This is a genomic window from Paenibacillus sp. B46(2026) (assembly GCF_056786355.1).
The window spans coordinates 1,689,629-1,710,440 of the sequence record NZ_CM165907.1 but is presented as its reverse complement, the minus strand read 5'-3'; the positions used below and the strand labels follow the sequence as shown (position 1 = coordinate 1,710,440).

At 48.0% G+C, this 20,812-nt stretch carries 24 protein-coding genes and 1 pseudogene; 15 read left to right on the top strand and 10 right to left on the bottom strand.

What is annotated here, in order from left to right; all coding sequences use genetic code 11:
* Window positions 1-23: 23 nt before the first annotated feature.
* The 3 genes from AC1S8V_RS07680 to AC1S8V_RS07670 form a co-directional block, all read right to left on the bottom strand.
* Window positions 24-1,013: an SDR family NAD(P)-dependent oxidoreductase gene (locus AC1S8V_RS07680; RefSeq protein WP_482073109.1), complete on the bottom strand. Its 990-nt coding sequence runs from the start codon at window positions 1,011-1,013 to the stop codon at window positions 24-26.
* Window positions 1,014-1,031: 18 nt separating this feature from the next.
* Entirely contained in the window at window positions 1,032-1,721 is a 690-nt protein-coding gene (locus AC1S8V_RS07675; RefSeq protein ID WP_482073108.1) for a glycosyltransferase, read from the bottom strand.
* A 91-nt stretch (window positions 1,722-1,812) separates the two neighbouring features.
* The gene (locus AC1S8V_RS07670) at window positions 1,813-1,947 is read right to left on the bottom strand and encodes a hypothetical protein (protein ID WP_482073107.1); all 135 of its coding nucleotides are present in this window, start codon (window positions 1,945-1,947) and stop codon (window positions 1,813-1,815) included.
* A 91-nt stretch (window positions 1,948-2,038) separates the two neighbouring features.
* Here AC1S8V_RS07670 and AC1S8V_RS07665 point away from each other — a divergent pair, with 91 nt between their 5' ends.
* On the top strand, window positions 2,039-2,749 hold the full coding sequence (locus AC1S8V_RS07665; RefSeq protein WP_482073106.1) for a GT-D fold domain-containing glycosyltransferase: 711 nt from the start codon (window positions 2,039-2,041) through the stop codon (window positions 2,747-2,749).
* Window positions 2,750-2,871: 122 nt separating this feature from the next.
* Here AC1S8V_RS07665 and AC1S8V_RS07660 read toward each other — a convergent pair whose 3' ends face one another.
* Window positions 2,872-3,273 carry a hypothetical protein gene (locus AC1S8V_RS07660; protein ID WP_482073105.1) on the bottom strand — a complete coding sequence of 134 codons (402 nt, stop codon included), beginning with the start codon at window positions 3,271-3,273 and terminating at the stop codon, window positions 2,872-2,874.
* A 189-nt stretch (window positions 3,274-3,462) separates the two neighbouring features.
* Here AC1S8V_RS07660 and AC1S8V_RS07655 point away from each other — a divergent pair, with 189 nt between their 5' ends.
* From AC1S8V_RS07655 to speD, 3 genes are all read left to right on the top strand, one after another.
* A complete protein-coding gene (locus tag AC1S8V_RS07655) occupies window positions 3,463-4,605 on the top strand; it encodes an RluA family pseudouridine synthase (RefSeq protein WP_482073104.1) in 1,143 nt (380 codons plus the stop codon).
* 62 nt (window positions 4,606-4,667) lie between these two features.
* Window positions 4,668-5,246, top strand: a complete 579-nt coding sequence (locus tag AC1S8V_RS07650) for an SLOG family protein (protein WP_482074429.1) — start codon at window positions 4,668-4,670, stop codon at window positions 5,244-5,246.
* A gap of 129 nt (window positions 5,247-5,375) precedes the next feature.
* Window positions 5,376-6,191: an adenosylmethionine decarboxylase gene (gene speD / locus AC1S8V_RS07645; RefSeq protein ID WP_482073103.1), complete on the top strand. Its 816-nt coding sequence runs from the start codon at window positions 5,376-5,378 to the stop codon at window positions 6,189-6,191.
* Window positions 6,192-6,239: 48 nt separating this feature from the next.
* Here speD and AC1S8V_RS07640 read toward each other — a convergent pair whose 3' ends face one another.
* Window positions 6,240-7,088 (bottom strand): helix-turn-helix domain-containing protein, encoded by an 849-nt coding sequence (locus AC1S8V_RS07640; protein WP_482073102.1) that lies wholly within the window; start codon window positions 7,086-7,088, stop codon window positions 6,240-6,242.
* A gap of 195 nt (window positions 7,089-7,283) precedes the next feature.
* Here AC1S8V_RS07640 and tynA point away from each other — a divergent pair, with 195 nt between their 5' ends.
* The 9 genes and pseudogenes from tynA (at window position 7,284) to AC1S8V_RS07595 (ending at window position 15,571) form a co-directional block, all read left to right on the top strand.
* Window positions 7,284-9,569: a primary-amine oxidase gene (tynA, locus tag AC1S8V_RS07635; protein WP_482073101.1), complete on the top strand. Its 2,286-nt coding sequence runs from the start codon at window positions 7,284-7,286 to the stop codon at window positions 9,567-9,569.
* Window positions 9,570-9,769: 200 nt separating this feature from the next.
* Window positions 9,770-10,180 carry a flagellar basal body rod protein FlgB gene (gene flgB / locus AC1S8V_RS07630; protein WP_440387604.1) on the top strand — a complete coding sequence of 137 codons (411 nt, stop codon included), beginning with the start codon at window positions 9,770-9,772 and terminating at the stop codon, window positions 10,178-10,180.
* Window positions 10,181-10,379: 199 nt separating this feature from the next.
* A pseudogene (locus AC1S8V_RS07625) lies at window positions 10,380-10,868 on the top strand (GNAT family N-acetyltransferase); the annotation flags it as partial.
* Between the two features lie 210 nt (window positions 10,869-11,078).
* Window positions 11,079-11,483: an NUDIX domain-containing protein gene (locus AC1S8V_RS07620; protein ID WP_482074428.1), complete on the top strand. Its 405-nt coding sequence runs from the start codon at window positions 11,079-11,081 to the stop codon at window positions 11,481-11,483.
* A 34-nt stretch (window positions 11,484-11,517) separates the two neighbouring features.
* Window positions 11,518-12,039: an ankyrin repeat domain-containing protein gene (locus AC1S8V_RS07615; protein WP_482073100.1), complete on the top strand. Its 522-nt coding sequence runs from the start codon at window positions 11,518-11,520 to the stop codon at window positions 12,037-12,039.
* Between the two features lie 174 nt (window positions 12,040-12,213).
* Window positions 12,214-12,729: a sigma-70 family RNA polymerase sigma factor gene (locus AC1S8V_RS07610; RefSeq protein ID WP_482073099.1), complete on the top strand. Its 516-nt coding sequence runs from the start codon at window positions 12,214-12,216 to the stop codon at window positions 12,727-12,729.
* Entirely contained in the window at window positions 12,726-14,060 is a 1,335-nt protein-coding gene (locus AC1S8V_RS07605; protein WP_482073098.1) for a DUF4179 domain-containing protein, read from the top strand. Before AC1S8V_RS07610 ends, AC1S8V_RS07605 begins: the two co-directional genes overlap by 4 nt.
* Before the next feature lie 97 nt (window positions 14,061-14,157).
* Entirely contained in the window at window positions 14,158-15,201 is a 1,044-nt protein-coding gene (locus tag AC1S8V_RS07600) for a S66 family peptidase (protein WP_482073097.1), read from the top strand.
* 64 nt (window positions 15,202-15,265) lie between these two features.
* Window positions 15,266-15,571, top strand: coding sequence for a hypothetical protein (locus AC1S8V_RS07595; RefSeq protein ID WP_047842070.1), 306 nt, complete (start codon window positions 15,266-15,268; stop codon window positions 15,569-15,571).
* A 6-nt stretch (window positions 15,572-15,577) separates the two neighbouring features.
* On the opposite strand, the gene AC1S8V_RS07590 is transcribed toward AC1S8V_RS07595, so the two are convergent.
* Window positions 15,578-15,709, bottom strand: a complete 132-nt coding sequence (locus AC1S8V_RS07590; protein ID WP_482073096.1) for a hypothetical protein — start codon at window positions 15,707-15,709, stop codon at window positions 15,578-15,580.
* Between the two features lie 98 nt (window positions 15,710-15,807).
* On the opposite strand from AC1S8V_RS07590, the gene AC1S8V_RS07585 reads away from it, so the two are divergent.
* Window positions 15,808-16,569, top strand: coding sequence for a threonine/serine exporter family protein (locus tag AC1S8V_RS07585; protein ID WP_482074427.1), 762 nt, complete (start codon window positions 15,808-15,810; stop codon window positions 16,567-16,569).
* 18 nt (window positions 16,570-16,587) lie between these two features.
* Window positions 16,588-17,046, top strand: a complete 459-nt coding sequence (locus AC1S8V_RS07580) for a threonine/serine exporter family protein (RefSeq protein ID WP_482073095.1) — start codon at window positions 16,588-16,590, stop codon at window positions 17,044-17,046.
* A 121-nt stretch (window positions 17,047-17,167) separates the two neighbouring features.
* Here the strand turns inward: AC1S8V_RS07580 and AC1S8V_RS07575 are convergent, their stop codons facing one another.
* From AC1S8V_RS07575 to AC1S8V_RS07560, 4 genes are all read right to left on the bottom strand, one after another.
* Window positions 17,168-17,674, bottom strand: a complete 507-nt coding sequence (locus tag AC1S8V_RS07575; protein WP_482073094.1) for a DUF2569 family protein — start codon at window positions 17,672-17,674, stop codon at window positions 17,168-17,170.
* Between the two features lie 159 nt (window positions 17,675-17,833).
* Complete coding sequence (locus tag AC1S8V_RS07570) at window positions 17,834-18,790, bottom strand: aminoglycoside phosphotransferase family protein (protein WP_482073093.1); 957 nt, start codon at window positions 18,788-18,790, stop codon at window positions 17,834-17,836.
* A 145-nt stretch (window positions 18,791-18,935) separates the two neighbouring features.
* On the bottom strand, window positions 18,936-19,403 hold the full coding sequence (locus tag AC1S8V_RS07565) for a DinB family protein (protein WP_482073092.1): 468 nt from the start codon (window positions 19,401-19,403) through the stop codon (window positions 18,936-18,938).
* Between the two features lie 403 nt (window positions 19,404-19,806).
* Window positions 19,807-20,739, bottom strand: a complete 933-nt coding sequence (locus AC1S8V_RS07560; RefSeq protein WP_482073091.1) for a DUF1963 domain-containing protein — start codon at window positions 20,737-20,739, stop codon at window positions 19,807-19,809.
* Window positions 20,740-20,812: the final 73 nt, after the last annotated feature.

The following is a 20,812-nucleotide window of genomic DNA, read 5'->3' as shown; positions in this document are numbered from 1 at the left end:
CCAAACGGTCCGCCTCCCTTCTGTTAGTCGATAAAGCCACCTGTACGCAGAAACTGGACAATTGCTTGCCGATTCATCATGGCACTGTCCGAACGGTATTCGGAGAAGGTCACCCGAGGCAGGCTGCTATACGGATCAGTCAGGCGCTTGTCCGGTTCCTGCGGCAGAATCACATAATATTGCTCGTCATACTTATACGTGCGCGGCGCTTCAAAGGGCGAAATCAGCACTTCATGCAGTTTTTCGCCTGGACGTATTCCTGTCACCGTATAATCGAAGGATGGACGACCTGCCTGTTCCAACATGACGGATGCCAGTTCCGTCATCTTGCAGGCTTTCATTTTCATCACAAATGTCTCCCCGCCCACGGCTGCCTCAGCCGCCTTAAGCAGCAAATGTATGGCTTCTGTACGGGTCAGGAAAAAACGGGTCATGCCTTTGTCCGTAATGGTCAGGCTCTTGCCTTCATCAATCTGACGACGGAATAAGGGCACCACACTTCCGCTGGTTCCCAGCACGTTGCCACCTCGGATGCAGACAAACCGGGTACTCTCACTCAGCCAGTTGGCGCGAATCATCATTTTTTCACCCAACGCTTTGGTCATGCCGTATACGTTAATCGGATCTACCGCCTTGTCGGTGGAGACATCAATGACTTTGGGAACCTGCATGCGGATCGCAGCCCGAATAATGTTCTGCGTCCCGATCACATTCGTCTTGAACGCTTCATCCGGCTGGTCCTCGCAGACCGGAACATGCTTCAACGCTGCCAGATGGAAGAGTACGTCCACATCCTTGCACGCGTCCTCCACTGCCCGATAATCCCGGATATCCCCAATGACGAATCGCAAACGCGGGTCATGGTTGAACTCACGCTGCATCGCAATCTGGGCATATTCGTTACGAGACAGGAGGCGAATCTCTGCCGGGTCCTGTTCTAGCAGCACCTCGGTCAATTTTTGTCCCCAGGAGCCGGTGCCCCCGGTAACCAGAATCGTTTGTCCTTTAATCATGCGTATCCCCCTCCCTGATCAGTTCATGAATTCGCGTAATACCTGTGCCATCTCATCTCGGCTTAACCGGGCTTTAGCTGGTACCTTTTTGACTGAAGTATTGCTCGAATGCACGATATTGACGTAATTACGCGGCGCCAGCAGTTCATGCGGCAGATCGATGACATTGCCGTGAGTGCCTCGGCCTGGAAGCTTCACCCGATACCCGGATGCATACTCCGCCGTTTTGTACGGGTAGACATAGAATTGCGGAGAACGGTGGAACGTCGGTGCCATCTCGTTGTTCACGCTATCCCACAAATAACCGTTCTGATTAATCAGGGCCATCGTCTGCGGCTGTGGCTGCACGTCATATAGCTGCTGTACAAAGGTCCGGTGATAGAGGTCATCCGAATCCAGACGGGCAATATAGATGTGCTCCGTCCCTTCAGCAAATGCCAAAATTGCACGTACACTCTCAATATGAGTTCCGAAACGAATGTTGGCTGGCAACGGCTCCTGTTCCGCGAGAATCTCCTGCATTAATTCTCCCGACTCCTTGGATAACTTCACCACCGTCAGGAAATCCTGATTCGTCTGAGCTTTCAGGCAGTGCAATGTAAATGTGCGAAAAATGCCCATCCGCCGCTCCAGCCATTCTCTCGTCAATCGCTGTGAGTGGAACCCATAATTGTTGAAATTAATCTCAATAACCACTTTCCTGGACATAATATTCCTCCTCATGAACTCTGCCATTTTCCTTCAGCGGATACAGACCATTTTCATAGTTTCAACAGTCGCTTCCATGCGCAACACAACCTCAGGCTGTCTGGAAGCCGACATCCATCCGGGTCTCGCTTGCGAATCCTGCCGACTCTATAAAGTATGAAATGTTAATAGAAGCGGTACGGACATATGCACTGATTTTGAACGAATTAGATTGATATCCCCCCATAGTTTCGCCCTCCGGGTCGAACGTACAAAACGTTTTCGGATTTGCATCATAGAATAGAGTAGTTGAATTTAAAAGGGGGCCATATCCTGCCATGAATCCGATCTATCTTGAAATGGATGGTGTGCTTGACCAACTTGAGGCGGCGCTCAAAGAACAGCGTCCCTTCTCTCTTGTCCGGGTGGGCGATGGAGAGAATATTGTCATGTCCCAGGACGTCGTCTGGACCACGGAACAGGTACTTCAGGAACGCTGGGCCATTAAGGCCAATCGGGGTCAAAAAGGGGTTCATCTGCCCAACTTTGAGCTCAGGGATTTGATTGCCGCTTCCCTGCAACGGGCCAATCTGGTAGGAGTACTTCCACTTGGTGACCTTACAATCAATGCTCCGGATTATCTCAAAAGACCGCTAACCGACATGTTGTTTGCGCATTTCGGCATCTCTCCAGCGCTCACATGCCATGCCTGTGTGAATCGGGAACTGGTTCAGATGCCTCGCTTCTGGAGAATTCTTGCAGGTAAACGAGTGCTGCTCGTTACTCGCGAGATCGAGAAACTTCGAGCCGCGCTTGTGCAGGAACCTTATCATCTGAACATTGCGGCTGCTCTTCCCTTCGATAACTATGATCAGATGACGGAAACGCTGCAATGGATTAAAACGAACCAGCATTCCTTCGATGTGGCACTCTTCTCCTGCGGGGTCAACGCCGTTATACTCGCTGAGCGCACGGCAGCACTGGCGGGCAAAGTCGCCATCGACTTCGGCAAAGCCAACAGCATCATTTTGAATGGCCGCGCCAACTGATCTGCGGTCAGATCCCGACAAAGCTCGATTAGTCTTGGTATCACCTTCATATGTTTGAATAGTAAAAATCCCGGACTCACTTGAGCCGGGATTCTTTTATTACTTGACATCAGTTGACTGAACTAGTTTGTAGTTGCAATACCATAGAATACTTCTGGTCCGGTTCGTGTAGCTGTGGAGACCCCCGAAATGAACGAAGAGTACACACTCTCCAGGGCTGGCGGGACGTTCAGATCCTGTGCCGTGAACGAATGGAATTCGACACCTTCACCTACAGTAGCTTCAGCCCGATAAATCACGTTCGCCGGAGTATATACGCTGCCACGTACGATCTCAACAACGAACGAATCCCCAGGTTCACCAATAACGCCGATCGTACCAGCGAAGGTAATAAGCGGATTGGAAACTCCCTGGGTCTGCAATCCAATAATGCCGAACAATACCGGGGAATTTGAAATGGATACGCCGGGCAGTCCTGCAGTTGCTGAGTTCATCGAACTTCTCATGTCTAGAAAGGTACCCATGAGTAACACCTCCAATACTATAGGATACGTTATTCTATGAGTCTCCACTCTCTCTGGTTTGGATGAATGCCAGATTCCGTGGACCTATTTTTATTTGTCCACTGTTAATGGTATATTGAACTGCATAACGAAATGAACGGATCGTATGCACACAAGCGGTACAGGCTGTTCAGAAGGAGAGTACTATTCATGAATAAACGCAAACGTCCAACAGGCAAAACATCGGCCTCGGCCAAGGGGAAATCATATGCTGGTTCATCTACAGCACGTTCCGGCAAGTCTAACTTCTCATCTGCAAAATCAACAGGAGCTTCCGCATCACGCAATACGGAGGATAACAAGAAGCCATTAACCGCGAAATCGTCGGGCAAGAAAGCCGGAGGCAACAAACCCAAAAATGCCAGTGCAGCCAAACGCCCGGGCAACTCCTATTATCGCAAGCAGGAACCACCACGCCAGTACAAAGTAACGGAACCGGATGAGCTGCTGAATTTCTTGCTGCAACATCTGAAATCGGGACGGAACGCGGTTAAATCCATTCTGGGTCGCGGACAGGTATCTGTGGATCAGAAGGTCGTAACCAAGTTTAATGAGGCATTAACGCCAGGTCAGATTGTATACATCCGTAAAGAGGGTGCTGTAGCCGCTCCTTCCTTGACAGGTATTAACATTTTGCATGAAGACGATGACATCATTGTGATCCGCAAGGAAGCCGGACTGTTGTCCATTGCCGCTGACAAGACAGATGACCTGACAGCTTATCGCCAACTGACAGAGCATGTGCGCCGCACCAATCCGCTGAACCGGATTTTTGTCGTCCATCGTCTGGATCGGGATACGTCGGGTGTCATGATGTTTGCCAAAAGTGAAGAGGTGCAACAGAAGCTGCAAAACAACTGGAAAGAAAACGTGCAGGATCGCGTCTACGTTGCCCTTGTTGAAGGGACAGTAGCCAAAGAAGAAGGCACAATCTCTTCCTGGCTGAAGGAAACCAAAACGCTGAAAATGTACTCCAGCTCTCGTCCCAATGACGGACAACATGCGATTACACATTACAAACGTCTGAAGTCCAACCGCGAGTTCTCCCTGCTGGAAGTGCGTCTGGAGACAGGTCGCAAAAATCAGATTCGTGTGCATATGGAAGATCTCGGACATCCTATTGCTGGTGACAGAAAATACGGCGCACGCACAAGGGACCTCGGCCGACTCGGGCTTCATGCACGTATACTCTCTTTTATTCATCCGACAACCGATGAACTGATGTCATTTGAGACGGATATTCCGAAGCCATTCCTGTATCCGTTCCGAGCAGATGCGCCACCCGCGAAATAACTTCACTTTATAGAGAATCGGCTGAATGACGGATTGATCTTGCCTGAAGGGAGGAACGGACACTGAATAACCTGCTAATTACCGGTTACCGGGCGCATGAATTGCAGATATTTGGACAGAAGCATGAAGGTATTCCTTTTATCAAAAAGGCCATAGCCTCCCGCCTCACGCCTTTTGTCGAGGATGGTCTGGAGTGGGTACTTACACCGGGACAATACGGTGTCGACCTGTGGGCCTGCGAAGTGGTGATTGATCTGAAGAAGCTGTACCCCCATCTGAAACTGTCGATCATCACTGCCTTTCAGAACCCCGAGGAGCAATGGAAAGAAGACAAGCAGGAGTACTACCGTTCCATCCTCTCGGGTGTGGACTATTACGGTGCGATTAGCAATCAGCCTTATATTGGACCGTGGCAGTTCACTGCACGGGATGACCTGTTGCTGCGCAAAAGCGACGGTCTTCTGCTCGTCTATGACGAAGATGTCGGAGAAGGCAGTCCCCGTTTTATCAAGGAAAAAGCCGTGAAGAAACAACAGAACGAGAACTATACGATCATTAGCGTCACTTCGGAGGATATCCAATCTGTAGCCGAGGATGAACGCATGAACGATATTGTTGACTTCGACGATTCTTCATTCTGAATAATTATAGATCGTCAGAGGTGAATAGCATTTCGAATGACGTACATATGTTTTTTTTCGAGGCAGGTTGGGTATAAGTAGTATTATAACTGCGATGATATGTCGTATGGGATAAGGGGAACTGCAACCATGACAATTACGCCAGAGCAGCGCATTCAACTGCATGGATTTAACAACCTGACCAAGTCGCTGAGCTTTAATATGTACGATATCTGTTATACCAAAACCAAAGACGAACGCGAAGCTTACATTGAATATATTGATGAACAGTATAACGCCGCCCGGCTGAGTAAAATTCTGAACAACGTCTCTGATATCATCGGAGCCCACGTGCTACATGTCGCTCAGCAGGATTATGTGCCTCAAGGCGCAAGTGTGACGATGCTGGTCTCGGAAGGTCCAATCGTGGAGATCCCCGAGGAATCACTGGATGAGTCTCCTGGCCCTTTGCCCGATAACGTGGTCATGCAACTCGACAAAAGCCATATCACTGTGCACACCTATCCTGAATTTCACCCCAGTGAAGGCATCAGTACCTTCCGTGCCGACATCGATGTCTCCACCTGCGGTGAGATCTCTCCGCTCAAGGCACTGAATTATCTGATCCACTCGTTCGATACGGACATTATGACGATGGATTACCGGGTACGTGGTTTCACGCGGGATACGAGCGGACGCAAGCTGTTCATTGACCATGAGATCGGTTCGATTCAGAATTATATTCCGGACGAGATCAAGAGCAGCTTCGATATGATTGACGTGAACGTCTATCAGGAGAACATTTTTCATACCAAATGTAAGCTGAGGGAATTCGATCTCGACAATTATCTGTTTGGGTACACCAAAGATAAGCTGAGTAAGAAGGAACAACAGGAGATTACGGAGTGGTTGAAGCTGGAGATGGATGAGATCTATTATGGCAAAAACATCAATCGTCCCTCTTAATGGCTGATTCAACAGAACAATTCAGGGAAGACTGACAAGGATAAAATGTCATGAAGGCAGGGTTCTCGTAACGGAAGCCTCCGGCATGCGCTTGTCCTTTTCTTTTTTTAGCTGAAGTGGGGTGAACTGACTGAAGGCTTTGAATTCTTTTACAAAATGAGCCTGATCATAATAACCGGTCCTGACCGCAATCTCCATTAAGGAAGACGGGTCTGACATGATGGAAGAAAGGGTGTGCTGGAAACGGATAATCCGATTGTACATTTTGGGTGTGATGCCAAGCGCATTCTCGAACTGATTCCTCAGGTAACGCTCCGAATACCCAGCCTGGTCCGCCAGCTTATGCACGGATATGATGCCATAATTGCGGTGCATCTCATTCAGGCAATACTCCACAAGACTGGGGCTGCCGGATCGGGGAGTTTGCAGCAAAGACTGGCAGTGTCTTTCAAAACACAGTATCCGTGCTTCCAAGGAAGTCTGTTCGCCGAGAAGGGCGGCCACATACCGGTACGCCGGCATAACCTCCTCCAGCGGGGCCTGCACTTCGACCAGCTCCCGCAGCGGAAGCATAGGCAGACGCATACTGAGCGCAGGTGTCAGCCGAACACCAAAATAGATTGTCTCCTGGCGGAGAGTGATATTTTGTCCGGATAATACACTTCCACAGATCATCCCGTGCGGATCGCTGCTATCACAGCAGAAAAGGAAATCCACACAGCCATCCGGAACCACTTGAATCACACCCGAATCAGCCCGTGTTCCAAACTCATAATAGATGACCGTCTCCGACCCATAACTCACATACCATTCCCGATACTCAGCCGTACTGTACTCGAAACCATACTGAACCCCTTGATAACGGTCTGGATAAGCTCGTTGTTTCCTCAATCCCATTGTTAATCCCCCGTTCTTGTGAAGCATCTCATCCAAACAAAAACAGATCTTAGTCAATTTAAATATCTTAAATGTAATATAACATTACATGATAAAACAATAAAGTTCCGATTTTTACAATACTCCACTCTTTCATGTGATTAATATTGACGTAAACACAGACAAGCACACATCATCACATGGGAGGCTAACCACATGAACTGGAAAAGATCATTACTAAGAAAGACCATGGCTTTAGGCACTGCTTTCACGGTTGTCATGGGGACGGCTACATTTTTGCCACTGGCTCAGCCTACGGTATTAGCTCACGGCGGAACGGAAGATTTCATTCCATTACGCACCACACTGGAAGAATTCGGTGCTACCGTCAAGTGGGATGCTTTCTCCCGGACGATCTCCATTCATAAAAATGGGACTATCGTCAAATTAAAGCCTAATTCGAATCAAGCCCTCTTTAACGGGCAACCCCTGACACTGGAGTCCCCTGTTATCACGAAAAACGGCACAGCTTATGTATCCCATCACTTCATCAATGATGTCTTTCAATCCGGGCTGGATCAGACCTTCCAGATCGAAGAAAAAGCCCACCCGCTCAATTCACTACATGCGGACGAAATTACGGAGACGGTTAACATTCTCAAAGCTTCGGGAAAATACGAGGATAACTATCGCTTCACGGAAATTTCACTGAAAACGCCGCCGAAGTCGGAGATCTGGAATTTTGTCTACACCGGCGAGCAGCCCAATACGGATCGCCGTGCGGAATTTGTCATTCTAAGTGGCAAATCGGTCATTGAGGGCGAAGTTAATCTCGTCTCCCAAAGATTGACCAAATGGGAACCGATCGAGGGCGCACACGGCATGGTGCTGCTGGATGACTTCGCCACCGTACAATCCGCGATTGAGACCAGTCCCGAATATGTCGCAGCGCTGCAGAAACGTGGCATTGATGACATCAGCAAAGTGGTCACCACACCACTTACGGTAGGTTATTTTGACGGCAAGGATGAATTGACGCAGGACCTGCGCTTGCTCAAAGTCATCGCATATCTGAACACTGGAGACGGCAACTATTGGGCCCATCCGATCGAAAATCTGGTTGCCGTGGTAGACCTGGAGCAGAAAAAAATCATTAAGGTGGAAGATGATGGTGTCATCCCCATTCCGATGGCTTCAAGACCATACACAGGTGATGACTCTGCCAATAACACATCCAAACCACTGGATATCACGGAGCCAGAGGGAAAAAATTACACCATTACCGGTCAGACGATCCACTGGCAAAACTGGGACTTCCATGTGCGGATGGATTCACGTGTAGGTCCGATTCTGTCTACCGTCACGTATGACGATAACGGCACCAAGCGCAAAATTATGTATGAAGGCTCGCTCGGGGGCATGATTGTACCTTACGGTGATCCGGATCTCGGCTGGTACTTCAAGGCTTATCTGGATTCGGGCGAGTACGGCATGGGCACGCTCACTTCTCCGATGGAGCGTGGTACAGATGTGCCGGATAACGCCGTTCTTATGGATTCCACCATTGCTGACTATACTGGCGAACCTATGACCATTCCGAATGCCATCGCCGTATTTGAGCAGTATGCCGGACCAGAGTACAAGCATCAGGAGATGGGACAAGCCAACGTCAGTGCCGAACGGCGTGAACTCGTTGTCCGCTGGATCAGCACGGTAGGGAACTACGATTATATTTTCGACTGGATCTTTGCTGAAAACGGTACGATCAAAATCAATGCCGGAGCAACGGGCATTGAAGCGGTCAAGGGGGTGGAAAGCAGCACCATGCATGATGATACCGCATCCGAGGATACAAAATATGGTACATTGATTGATCACAACATCGTGGGTACGACTCACCAGCATATCTACAACTTCCGTCTCGATATGGATATCGATGGCGAACAGAATTCCTTTATGGAGATCGATCCGGTTGTCACAGAAAACACAGATGGTGGCCCGCGAACAAGTGCCATGACAACTGAAACACGTGTGGTGGAAACCGAACAGCAAGCTGCACAGAAATTCGATCCGTCCACTATTCGCCTCATCACCAACATGAACAAGGAAAACAAAGTGGGCAACCCGGTCTCGTATCAGATTATCCCTTATGCAGGCGGAACACACCCGATTGCCAAAGGTGCCAACTTCAGTGAAGACGAGTGGCTGTATAACCGGGTATCCTTCATGAATAAACAGCTATGGGTGACCAAATATGATGAAAATGAACGTTATCCAGAAGGCAAGTACCCGAATCGCTCCAAATCGGACACAGGTCTCGGACAATTCACCTCCAACGATGATAACATTGTGAACACCGACAACGTCATCTGGATGACGACGGGTACCACGCATGTTGCCCGTGCAGAGGAATGGCCAATTATGCCAACGGAATGGGTCTATACGATGCTGAAGCCGTGGAACTTTTTTGACCAGACGCCAACGCTGAATACGAAAAAATGATTGACTGTGTTTAATGGATTGTACACATTAACCTGTACACGGGAAATGACCAAGACAAGATATCATGAAGGAAACCTTCCTCTTCTCAGAGGAACCTCCGACATGTGCTTGTCTTTTTCTTTGTTATATTGACAGTGTGCGACAATGTTTTCTATTATAAAGAGTAACTGTATTAATCTGCAGTGAAGGAGACTGAGCCCGTGATCGAAACGAATACGACAAGACGTAACGAATCGCTGTTACAAGCGCTTACTGCACAGCACAATGCCATTACCAACAACATAGCCAATGCAGACACGCCCAACTACAAAAAGAAAACGGTAGAGTTTCAGGAAGAGCTGAGACGGATCGTTGAAAATGGCAAAACCGATCAGCTCGCCATGAAACGGACTCATGAAAAACACTTCCCTGTCAGTGATCCCAATTCTTCCATCGTACAGTACCGAATTGTCGAGAACAACGAAACAGCCATGAACAATAACAACAATAACGTTGACATTGACAAGGAAATGGCGAATCTTTCGGAGAATCAGCTCATGTATAACTACATGGTTGATCGGGTCAGTGGACATTACAAAAAAATGAAAAATTTATTAAATGATTTGAAATAATGAATGTACAGCAGCCCGTGATGGCTGCTTTTTTTTGTTGAATTTTTTCGAGATAAGTATCCGTTAACCGTTAAACATCTGATCCAGCCCGCTTCATTCCGGCAAATCAACGGTTTGATGCCATTTTTCGGTATCTGCTCCTGTTCGTAGTATAATGGGGAGAAACGAAAGATTTCATATCTAACAAAAGAGGTGCAACATGTCTCCACGTCATTTAAATGGTTTTCAAGGTTCCAAAGTCAGACTCGCGGCCCCATGCCCGGAAGATTGTATGCGTCTCTCCCGCTTCACAGACGATTATGAATATTTGCGCAACATGGATACCGATATCGCGATCCCGTTAACGCCGGATGAGACAGGGTCCTCCTCTGTCCGCCGAGACAACGGATTTGAATTTGCATTACGTACGCTGGAGGGTAACCGATTCATTGGATTCACGGCTCTCTACCGGATTGAATGGAACAATCGCTCCGCTCGTCTGGCGATTGGGATCGGCGAAGAAAATGATCGGGGTAAAGGTTACGGAAGCGACGCTCTGGCTCTGATTCTTCGGTATGGCTTCCACGAATTGAACCTGAACCGGATTGCACTGGAAGTCATCGAATACAATGAAGCCGCGAGACGTGCGTACCTGAAAGCCGGATTCCGGGAAGAGGGTCGCCAACGTTCCGCAGTTTTGCGAGATGGCATGCATTATGACCTGATCTCGATGAGTATCCTTGCAGAAGAATGGTCGGCACAGGCTGGGCTCCCATTGTCATTCCAGTCTACTCATACGCCTGAATCTGGGGAAATGGTAGCAGGTGGTTTTTCACAGCGTAATGGGAACGAACAAGCTGCGCTGTCCCTGTCGGAATTAAGTTCAGATCTAAAAGGTGAATCTGAAATTTCACCTCGCATCGGTGTAGGCGCGGTCATCCTGAATGAACGGGGCGAAGTACTTCTCGCCTGGCGGAATCGTCAGCCCGAACAGCATACCTGGAGTATTCCCGGCGGGAAAGTCGATCCCTATGAATCACTGGAAACCGCCGTTATTCGTGAAATCAAGGAGGAAGTGGATCTGGATATTGCTATCGAACAACTACTATGCACGGCAGAGACGATCCAGCCGCAGCAGAAGGAACACTGGATATCCGTTCTTTATTCCACCAAGGTGATTGGCGGCCATGCTCGTAATCTGGAAGAAGGCGGAGCCATTGGTGAGATCGGCTGGTTTCCACTCCATGATCTGCCCTCTCCACTCGCCTGCTTTGCCGTGCCTGGGCTGGAAGCTGTGAAGAAGTTATATAACGAATCCCTGTAAATTCTAATATCTCATCAGATGGAGGTATTCCTTTATGAATCATGCAGAACAGATTAATCAACTATTTCAGGCTGCACAGGCTGGAGATGTGGTAATCATTACAGGCATTCTTGCATCCCACCCGGAACTCGCCAATACTGAAAATCAGGATGGGTTGACTCCGTTGGGATATGCCTCTCATTTTGGACAAGCAGGAGCAGTGTGTGTTCTTCTTGAGCACGGTGCCGATGTTAACGCCCTTTCCCATTCCCGTATTTCCTTTATTCCGTCCAATACTGCACTGCATGCCGCTCTTGCCGGAGAACGTTCGCCAGAAGTTATCCGCCTCTTACTCGAACATGGGGCATCCACGAGCCTTCTGGACAGTGATGGACAATGTGCGCTGCACTCGGCAGCATTTCATACCGATCAGACCGAGCTTATTGAGAAGTTGCTCCAGCACGGGGCCGATCCAAACGCGCTGAACTCATCAGGCCAAACCGCACTGGACATCGCACTAGAACGTGGCAACACTTCTACAGCTTCCTGCCTGCGATCAGCCGTTGCAGCTCAGTAGCAATAATGATCAGATAAGCATGGGCAATAGTAAATAACCGCCAGAACTCTTTTTGGAGTACAAAGAGAAGGTCTGACGGTTATTTGTTGTCCTCTATATTTTTTTCAGGAAATAAGAACCGTTTGACGCCTTACACGGTCTAATACTCAACATATCCATGAAAGGAGGAGCCATGTGACCCCTTCTCAGCTCACCATCGCCGCACAAAAAGGGGATGCCGAGGCTTTTGCAGCCTTAATGGAATTGCATCAGAGCCAACTGTACCGTATCGCCTATGCCTACCTGCATAACGAAGGTGATGCGCTCGAAGCGATTCAGGAATCAACCTTCAGGGCATTCCATAAACTCAAAAAATTAAAAGAGCCCTCCTACTTCGGCACTTGGCTCATCCGCATTTTGCTCAACTACTGTGCGGACGAACGCAAACGCAAAAGTCGGTTCAGTCCTGTCACCGACTTTCATGAATCCAGCAGTTGGGATCGTCCTGCGGACCCCGATCTTGCTGCCGCCGTATCCACTCTTGACCGGGATTGCAAACAGATTATTATCCTGAGTTATTTCGAAGGTTTCTCCTTAACAGAAGTCGCCGAAATTTTAGAAATCCCAACCGGAACCGTAAAATCCCGATTACATCGGGCACTCGGACAGCTCCGTGATCAACTTGAAACAAAAGGAGATGCATCCTTATGACGGATGAACAAAAATCATTTGACGCATTGGAAGAACGGCTGAATGCTCGCAAAACGGAATACGAAACAATGCCTGTACCGGATGCTGCCTATCAGGCTGTTCAGTCCGGAATCCGTCAGGCTGCCCGCAAACGCAAGTCCCGGCTGCACTGGTATATGAGTTCCATCTCGGCAGCTGCCCTCATCCTGCTATTTACCGGATGTATCCGCGTCTCTCCTGCCTTTGCGTCCTTCGTGGAGCAATTGCCTGGTATGGAGGGGGTTGTAAGCATGATTCGTCAGGACAAAGGATTGATTATGGCAATCGATCAGTCCCTCTTACAGAAGGTCGGTGTCACCGACGAGCATGATGGTGCTTCCGTGACCGTTGAAGGCATTATCACAGACGAGTCACGCATGGTTATTTTCTACACAATGAAAGGCATGAAAGATCCCGAGAAATTCAACTACGACATTGATTTGCTGGATGAGAACGGTAAAGATCTTCCTGTTGGATTTGGGTACTCTTCACCTAAACCGACCTCAGACGAGAATGTGTATGAAAATATGATTGATGTCATCTTCACGGATGGAACCTCTCCTCCCGAAGAACTGAGCGTTGTGTTTAAGTCCAGAGATATCGCCAGTTCCGAAGAGTGGAAAATGACGTTCCCGGTAGACAAGAATCTTACCAAAGGCATGAAAAAAGTCATTCCCGTGAATCAGACGTTAACAGTGGATGGACAGCGTATTGATGTGAAACAGGCGACCCTCTATCCAACTCGTCTTGTACTTGATGTAAATTTTGATACAAATAATACCAAGAAGGTATTTGGCCTCAGCGATCTTCAACTGGTCGACGAACAAGGTCGCGCGTGGAGAACAGATACCTCGACAGGTGAGGATGAGCGATCTATTTACTTCGAAAGCATGTACTTCTCCATACCGAAAAAGCTGACGTTACAGGGATCTGGCTTCTCCGGATTGGATAAGGATGAATTGGATCTTGTTCTTGATCTACAATCACGTCAGATTACAGGTGGCCCTCCTGGATTGAAGATGGTTGGCAGCAAGGTTGAAGGCAAAGATCTAATTATTGACTTCTCTGTTGCTGGCAGTATGGACGGCGGATTTGTTCTCGCTTTCGGAGAAGTTACAGACAGTGCAGGGAAGTCATATGAAGTTCCTGGCTTCAGTTGGAGTAGCGGGGAGGGGACAGATGATAGTCATTCCATTGTTTCCTCTACTGTCGAAAATGGAGCCCAGATGAATGGGAAAATACAGATGCAAATCTCCTCCTATCCAATGAAAGTTAACTTGCCCTTCTCATTGGATATTCCTGTGAACCGTTAATCTTACATCAGCAGGCTGTGTTTATCGCGAATATTCTATATAATGGAAGCATTCGTGAAGACGAGCAATGATGTTAACCGGGAAGGTGTGTTTAGACATGAATCAACGTTCCATCCGTTATCCACAGCCACTCTCGCAAGGGGGTATTATCGGTGTGGCAGCACCCTCCAGTGGTGTAGGCGAATCCCTGCACCATTATCTTGAGGAGAGCAAACGCAATATGGAGCGCCTTGGTTTTCACGTGCAGGAAAGCCCATCGCTCCGCCACAACATCAAATGTGTGAGTGCCTCCAAAGAGGAACGCGCCGAAGAGATGAATGAATTTTTCCGCAATCCAAATATTCAAGCCATTATCCCTCCATGGGGTGGGGAGTTCCTCATGGATATCCTCCCCCTGCTGGATTGGGAAGCTTTGAAAACATTGCCGCCCAAATGGGTCATGGGATATTCGGATATCAGCACCTTCCTGTTTGCATACACCCTGATCACCGGAACAGCATCAGCACATGGCACCAATTATGTGGATTTAAGATCAAGCGCCCTCGATCCGGTGACTGCGCGCTGGATTGATGTTTTACAGGCCGAATACGGCGGACAGATCACACAATTGTCCTCTACACATTATCAATCCGCATGGAAACCAGATCTACCTGGATTCAATCTGGATACACCTTCCCGCTGGAAACAGCTCGGGCAACCGGAAGATGCAGATACCTCTGTGGCCTTCTCCGGTCGGCTGATCGGCGGCTGTATGGATACAATTACCTGTCTGATTGGCACGCCATATGCACCAGTTGAAGCGTATCTTGATCAGTATTGTGCTGAAGAAGGAACCATCTGGTATCTGGAGAGTTGTGAGATGAACGCGGGGGATATTTACCGTCATCTGTGGCAGATGAGACAGGCCGGCTGGTTTGCAGGTGTGAAAGGCTTCATGTTCGGCAGACCTGCGGGTTATTCTGATACAGCCGATTTCAATTTCACCGATGCCCTCTTCGCTGCACTGGAGGATCTGGATGTCCCTGTACTGTACGATGTGGATCTTGGTCATATTCCGCCTCAGCTCACCTTTGTGAATGGAGCATTGGGCAAAGTGGCTTATGAAAATGGATGCGGGAGCCTTGAGATGGCGTTTGTGTAATCACCTTTTGTAGGCAGATGCATACCTTGAAGTAAGAACTTATTTTGAGGAAGGGTTGTGCAGCATGTCTGAATCCACATCCACGCCGTCCACGCGTGTCGTGTATCAAGCCAATCAACCGATGCTTCAATCCGTGCAAAGTGTGCGGAATATGCTTCATCATACAGCCCGGCAGCATGTAGGCAAGAAAGTACAAGTCCAGAATATCGATGGGCAAGTGTGGGAAGGTGTCATCATCAGTGCAGACCGGGGGATTTTGTATCTCCAGGTTACCCCGATGCATGGATACCCTGAGCCACGTGCCTTGTTTGGACCGACGATTTTGCCACTTGTGCTGTATGAGTTGTTGGTTATTACACTGTTAATGTAGCTAGTATTATGCCACGATATTCGAACCCGCTTCAAGAAGCTTCGCTCCTGTGACCTTCTGGTCTTTGGAACGAAGCTTTTTTATGTTCTTGGCGATGGTGCGGTATGATTCCTTGCGAGCGTGTGAAATATGATACAATGGTGTCGCACCACCCCATATCTCATATGAAACGGAGCTTGATCCGGTTGGAATACATACGTCATGATTCATCACCCGTATCACAAGCCGAGACGGGTATGATTGGCAGCAACCCTACTGAACAATCCCGCGTGATTGCAATCTGTCTGCTCGCAGGCAAAATCATGCTGCAAAGCGGTGGTGAGACCTACCGTGTGGAAGATACGATGAAACGTATGGCCGCAGCGCTGGGTTTACCCCATTCGCACAGTTATGTTGTGCCAACAGGTATCTTCTTCTCTGTCGATGCAACGGAACCTGCCAAGCTGATTCGCATCTCCGAGCGTACGACGGATCTGGACAAGGTGTCCGAGGTGAATGCGGTCTCCCGCCGCATCGGACAAGGTGAGCTATCCGCTCAGGAAGCTCATGATCTGTTGGTACAGATCGAAGGCAAGCCCTCCTCCTATTCAACGGCTGTGCAGCTTGGGGCCGCAGCGTTATCCAGTGGTTGTTTTACCATTATGTTTGGCGGGGGCTGGAGCGACTTTCTTCCGGCGCTGATCTGCGGTGGTATAGGCTATGCAGCCGTTATTGCCTTTCACCGGTTGGTACGGGTCAAATTCTTTGCCGAGCTTACGGCGTCCTTCCTCATTGGCTTGCTCGCTTTTTTCCTGGTCTACATGGGAGCAGGACATGAACGGGACAAAATCATTATTGGTTCGGTTATGCCACTGGTACCGGGATTGTTAATTACCAATGCAGTACGCGATCTGATGGCTGGGCATCTGGTATCCGGATTATCCAAGGGAGCCGAGGCCTTTCTGACTGCCTTTGCCATAGGTACTGGCATTGCAGTTGTATTTTCACTTTTTATGTAAGACGGAGGAATGCAGGATATGCTCCATTTTATTGAACAAGCCTTAACCAGTTTTGTCGCTTCAGCCGCGTTCGGAATCATCTTCAACGCACCACGGCGCATGCTGCTCCACGGTGGATTTGTCGGCATGATCGGCTGGATTATCTATATCGTGCTTGAATATGCAGCGGATGCGGTTCCTGCTACACTTGCAGCGACCATAGCCGTAGGTGTCATCAGCCAGGTATTCTCTCGCATGTTTCGTGCACCCGTTATCATCTTCAGCGTCGCAGGCATCATTCCCCTCGTTCCTGGTGGACTGGCTTACAATGCGATGCGAAGTTTTGTGCAAAATGACTACAGTGCCGCTATGGAGATGGCCGCCAAGGCACTCATGTTATCCGGTGCCATTGCCGTAGGCCTTGTGTTATCCGAGGTATTGAACCAGATGATACGCCGAATTCCTGGCTCGATGCGGACAAAATCATCGTCGAAATGATCGTTCTTTCTATACTACTCCACACACGAAAGGCCCGTTAGCATACAGGATGGACTCTTGAAGACTAACGGGCCTTCTCCATCGCCTTCTTATCGAGCGGCAATCTACCAATCGAAACCTGTTAATTTATAAACGTATTTTTTACCCGCACCGATCTCAGAAAATATGGAATGAAGATACAGCACGTCAGAATGGATCGTACGATCAGCTGAAAAGCCGGAGTTGCATCAAGCACATGCTGTTCTCTTGGGATCTCACTTCGTGCAATCAGAATCCATGTCACAATGCCTATGATCACATTCATAATATACATCACCATCATCATGCGTGGAAACTGTCTCTTCCGTTTATATAAAAGAACGAGATTCACGATAACGATCATCAATAGAATGATGCTGCTTATGAAGCCAAACCATAGGAGTGGACGTATCACCTCCGTATAGATCTGATGATCAACGCCACGGCCTCCTTCCCATCTGACAGGGTCCATGACGACATTTACCCGCGAGACATCCGAGATGAGAAACACCAGCGAAAGCCAAAGACTGATCTGGATTAAAATAAGCCATCCGCCCAATCCGGAGATGCCAGGCAGTTCTCCATCCGAATTCATGTGTCTATTGTTCATTTCATCCTCCTCATACCGAATATTAAACGTCGCCAGTAATAACCCCCTTGTGCCTAACTTCCACTTCGTTGCCTGGCCTCAACATAACCTTCTGATCCGGGTATCCCTTAGCATAATCTGCTGGCTGTGCCACGGCATTATTCCTTTCCCTTCTATAATTCATGATCTGTTCAAAGTATACCACCGAGGGATGAAACTGCGAAAATCATCGTGATCTTCACGGACACGCTCGATCTTGGTCATCATCTCATGTGTCTCTTCCGGTTTCACCTGCTGAATCCACACCACAGAAGACACCAGCGCCATAGCCGTATACAGTGAATACAATCTCCAGAATGACTCATCCGGTTCATTGCCACCAAAATAGCCCTGAAGCTGACCCATGGAATATGGAATACTGATCTCCGAAGCAAATAAACCCCGCTTCAAAAATTCATGAATGGGATCACCTTGATCATAACGATTAAAATCAATCACTCCTGCGAGCTTATCCTGATTCACGATAAGATTGCTCGGGTGAAAGTCATCATGCTGAAATCCGTCTGGACGATTTTTCATCCAACCGAGATGGTCTGCAATAAACGTTAGAATAGCATGATCCTCTTTCATCACGATAGGGCACTGTTTATACCGCTCAACGTAACGTTGATGCTTCGTACCCTTGCGTATGTACCACGATTCGATCTGTTTCTCCATCGGCAACTGGTGAATCAGCTGTAACTGTGCTCCTGCTTCCAAGCCAACCGCCCACTGCTGCTGTTCATTCAGTTGAGGCAGTCTCTCGGAAGCATCTTCGCCTTCGATGTAGCTAAGAATCATATAACCGCTCTTCTCATCCAATCTACCTGTGCCTAACGTTGCTGGACACATTACACCTAATTGTTGCATGCTCTTCATGCATTGATATTCCCTTTGTTTCATCCAATCCTCAGCAATATCATATACCCTCACCAGCACATGGCCTTGGCCAGGGACAAAAATTTTGAATTTAACATCCGCTGAATAACCCTTCCTAACAGGTTCAATCCGCGTAGCCTGACAAAATTCAGGAATCTGTTTTAACCTGTCAATCAACGTATCGTCCATCGATGCATTCCATGTATTGTGTTGTTCCAAGTCCCGAATCCTCCGTTGTGTCACGTATAGCGTGTAGTATCGTCGTTCTATTTTCACTTTAGTGCTCAGTATATCCTGTAACACTCTTATATGTATTCTATCCATTCCTATCATTACCATATGTCCCGTAGTGAATAAAATCTTCCTATTTAAAAAGCACGGATTTGGGTTCTTTGCCTGTCAGGGTCAGCATCGTATACAATTGTCCCCTTTGATGATACACATGCCCCATAATCTCAAGTAACCACTCCAGCCGACTATAGGAAGCTCCCCAGTATGAATCCGTCACATGCAGTAATTCTTCGGTATTAAACTGCCTGTAGCGTTGGTACAGATACATCTGGTTATCAATCAGAGCCTGCTTGATCTCACGGAGCGAATGCACCTGATTCTCTGCATAGAATAGAGCCATCTCTTCTTCCGATGCACCTTCCGAAATATAAACATCCGCTCGGCAGATCACAGACAGATGGGACAGCAGTTCCCCAACAGGCCGTTTGCCCTCAATTGGAGTCAAAGCCAAATCTTCTTCTGACAGCTGATCACATATATCAATTAATGATGTTACTGCCACATCAATATGTTTGAATGCAGATTGAATCAACAGATACACTTCCTTTTTATCCCATTATACAGAACATATGATCGGTTATCAACCAAGATATCCCTCCCTAATATATAAACAAGCTATACACCAAATTTATATAAATTGAACTAAACATTTACACAAAACGGAGAGGACAGAAAGAACCTGAAGAAGCGGAGCTAAAAGCTTTCTGCAAGAAAGCTGCTTCGGAAGCATACACTTCGCCTTTATCCCCGGATTTCCCCTTTATAAAAGGAATCAAAAAAATCTGGGGATAACAGCAATCGGAAGGTTGTTCTGTCATCGGAGTGGGCAGTGTAAATATTCTTTAGTTCAATTTATATAACAATCTACGAACAAAAAAGTCCTTCCTCCTTCTTACAGACGGGATTCAGGACATTTTGTTGCTTATTTGAGTTCAAATCTTTGCTCAACTGGAGTATAACGAACAATACGTTTGCTCGAATCGTCCAGCCTCCAGGTCAGACTTGCGAATGAAAAATTGCAATTCCCCGCAATCCCACCATTGGAAACCAATGGCATCATGTGTATCTATCTTCAACAGCAGCAGCGTATCGGATAGTTCCTGCCATGTCCGATCCTCATCACCGCCGTAATGCGAGGTGAGCTTCTTCTCACATTCCTGCTCATTATAATCGTACTCTTCTCCCAGTGCGATCTGTAATAAGGCCCGATGCTCGGCATCCGGATGCTGCCCATCAGGGTATCCAAACATTCCACCCCAATTCAGTGTACTCGGATGATTCCAATTCGACTCGAATTCCAGGTATCGGTCATACAGATCTATTTCCGCCTCGGTCTCAGGCTGCGAAGGCGAGAGCTCGTTCAGCGCGTTGGCGTCTATATATGCATATGTAGGAAACTCAAGATTAGGCAGCACAGTCACCGAATGTGCAACAAAAGGAGCTCCATCCAGCGCGGTATTACCTTCTGGCTCTCGCCTTATCAGGTTATGAGAACTCGGCTCAAAGATCACACGATGTTCAATGGGACAAGCAGATTCATCCGTGCCAACGAAAAAGTATAACATTCCACGTTCAGGCAAAGTCCCGCGCCCATCATTCGGCGTATATGGCGATAAGTCCACCAGGTTCAACTGGGCCAGGAAAGCCATCGGAACTCCTTCTTGTGTTACGGGCCATTCCATGCGACTTGGCATATCTGGATGTCCACCGACACGTGAGTTTCCTGTTCTGCGATATTCGTCCAGTGTGGATACATCGAGGCGAATACCCCAGCGGCTTGAAGATAACAATAGATCTGCAGCGACTCCCAAACCATATTCCTCAAGTGTTTTACGGGCTTTTCTGGTCAGACGTTCACATTGTTCTGGCTTAATCATATAGATCCTCCCCTTTTGACAATACACCTATGCTGAGACATATTCAGGTTCACCCCTGTATATTCTTCCGCCC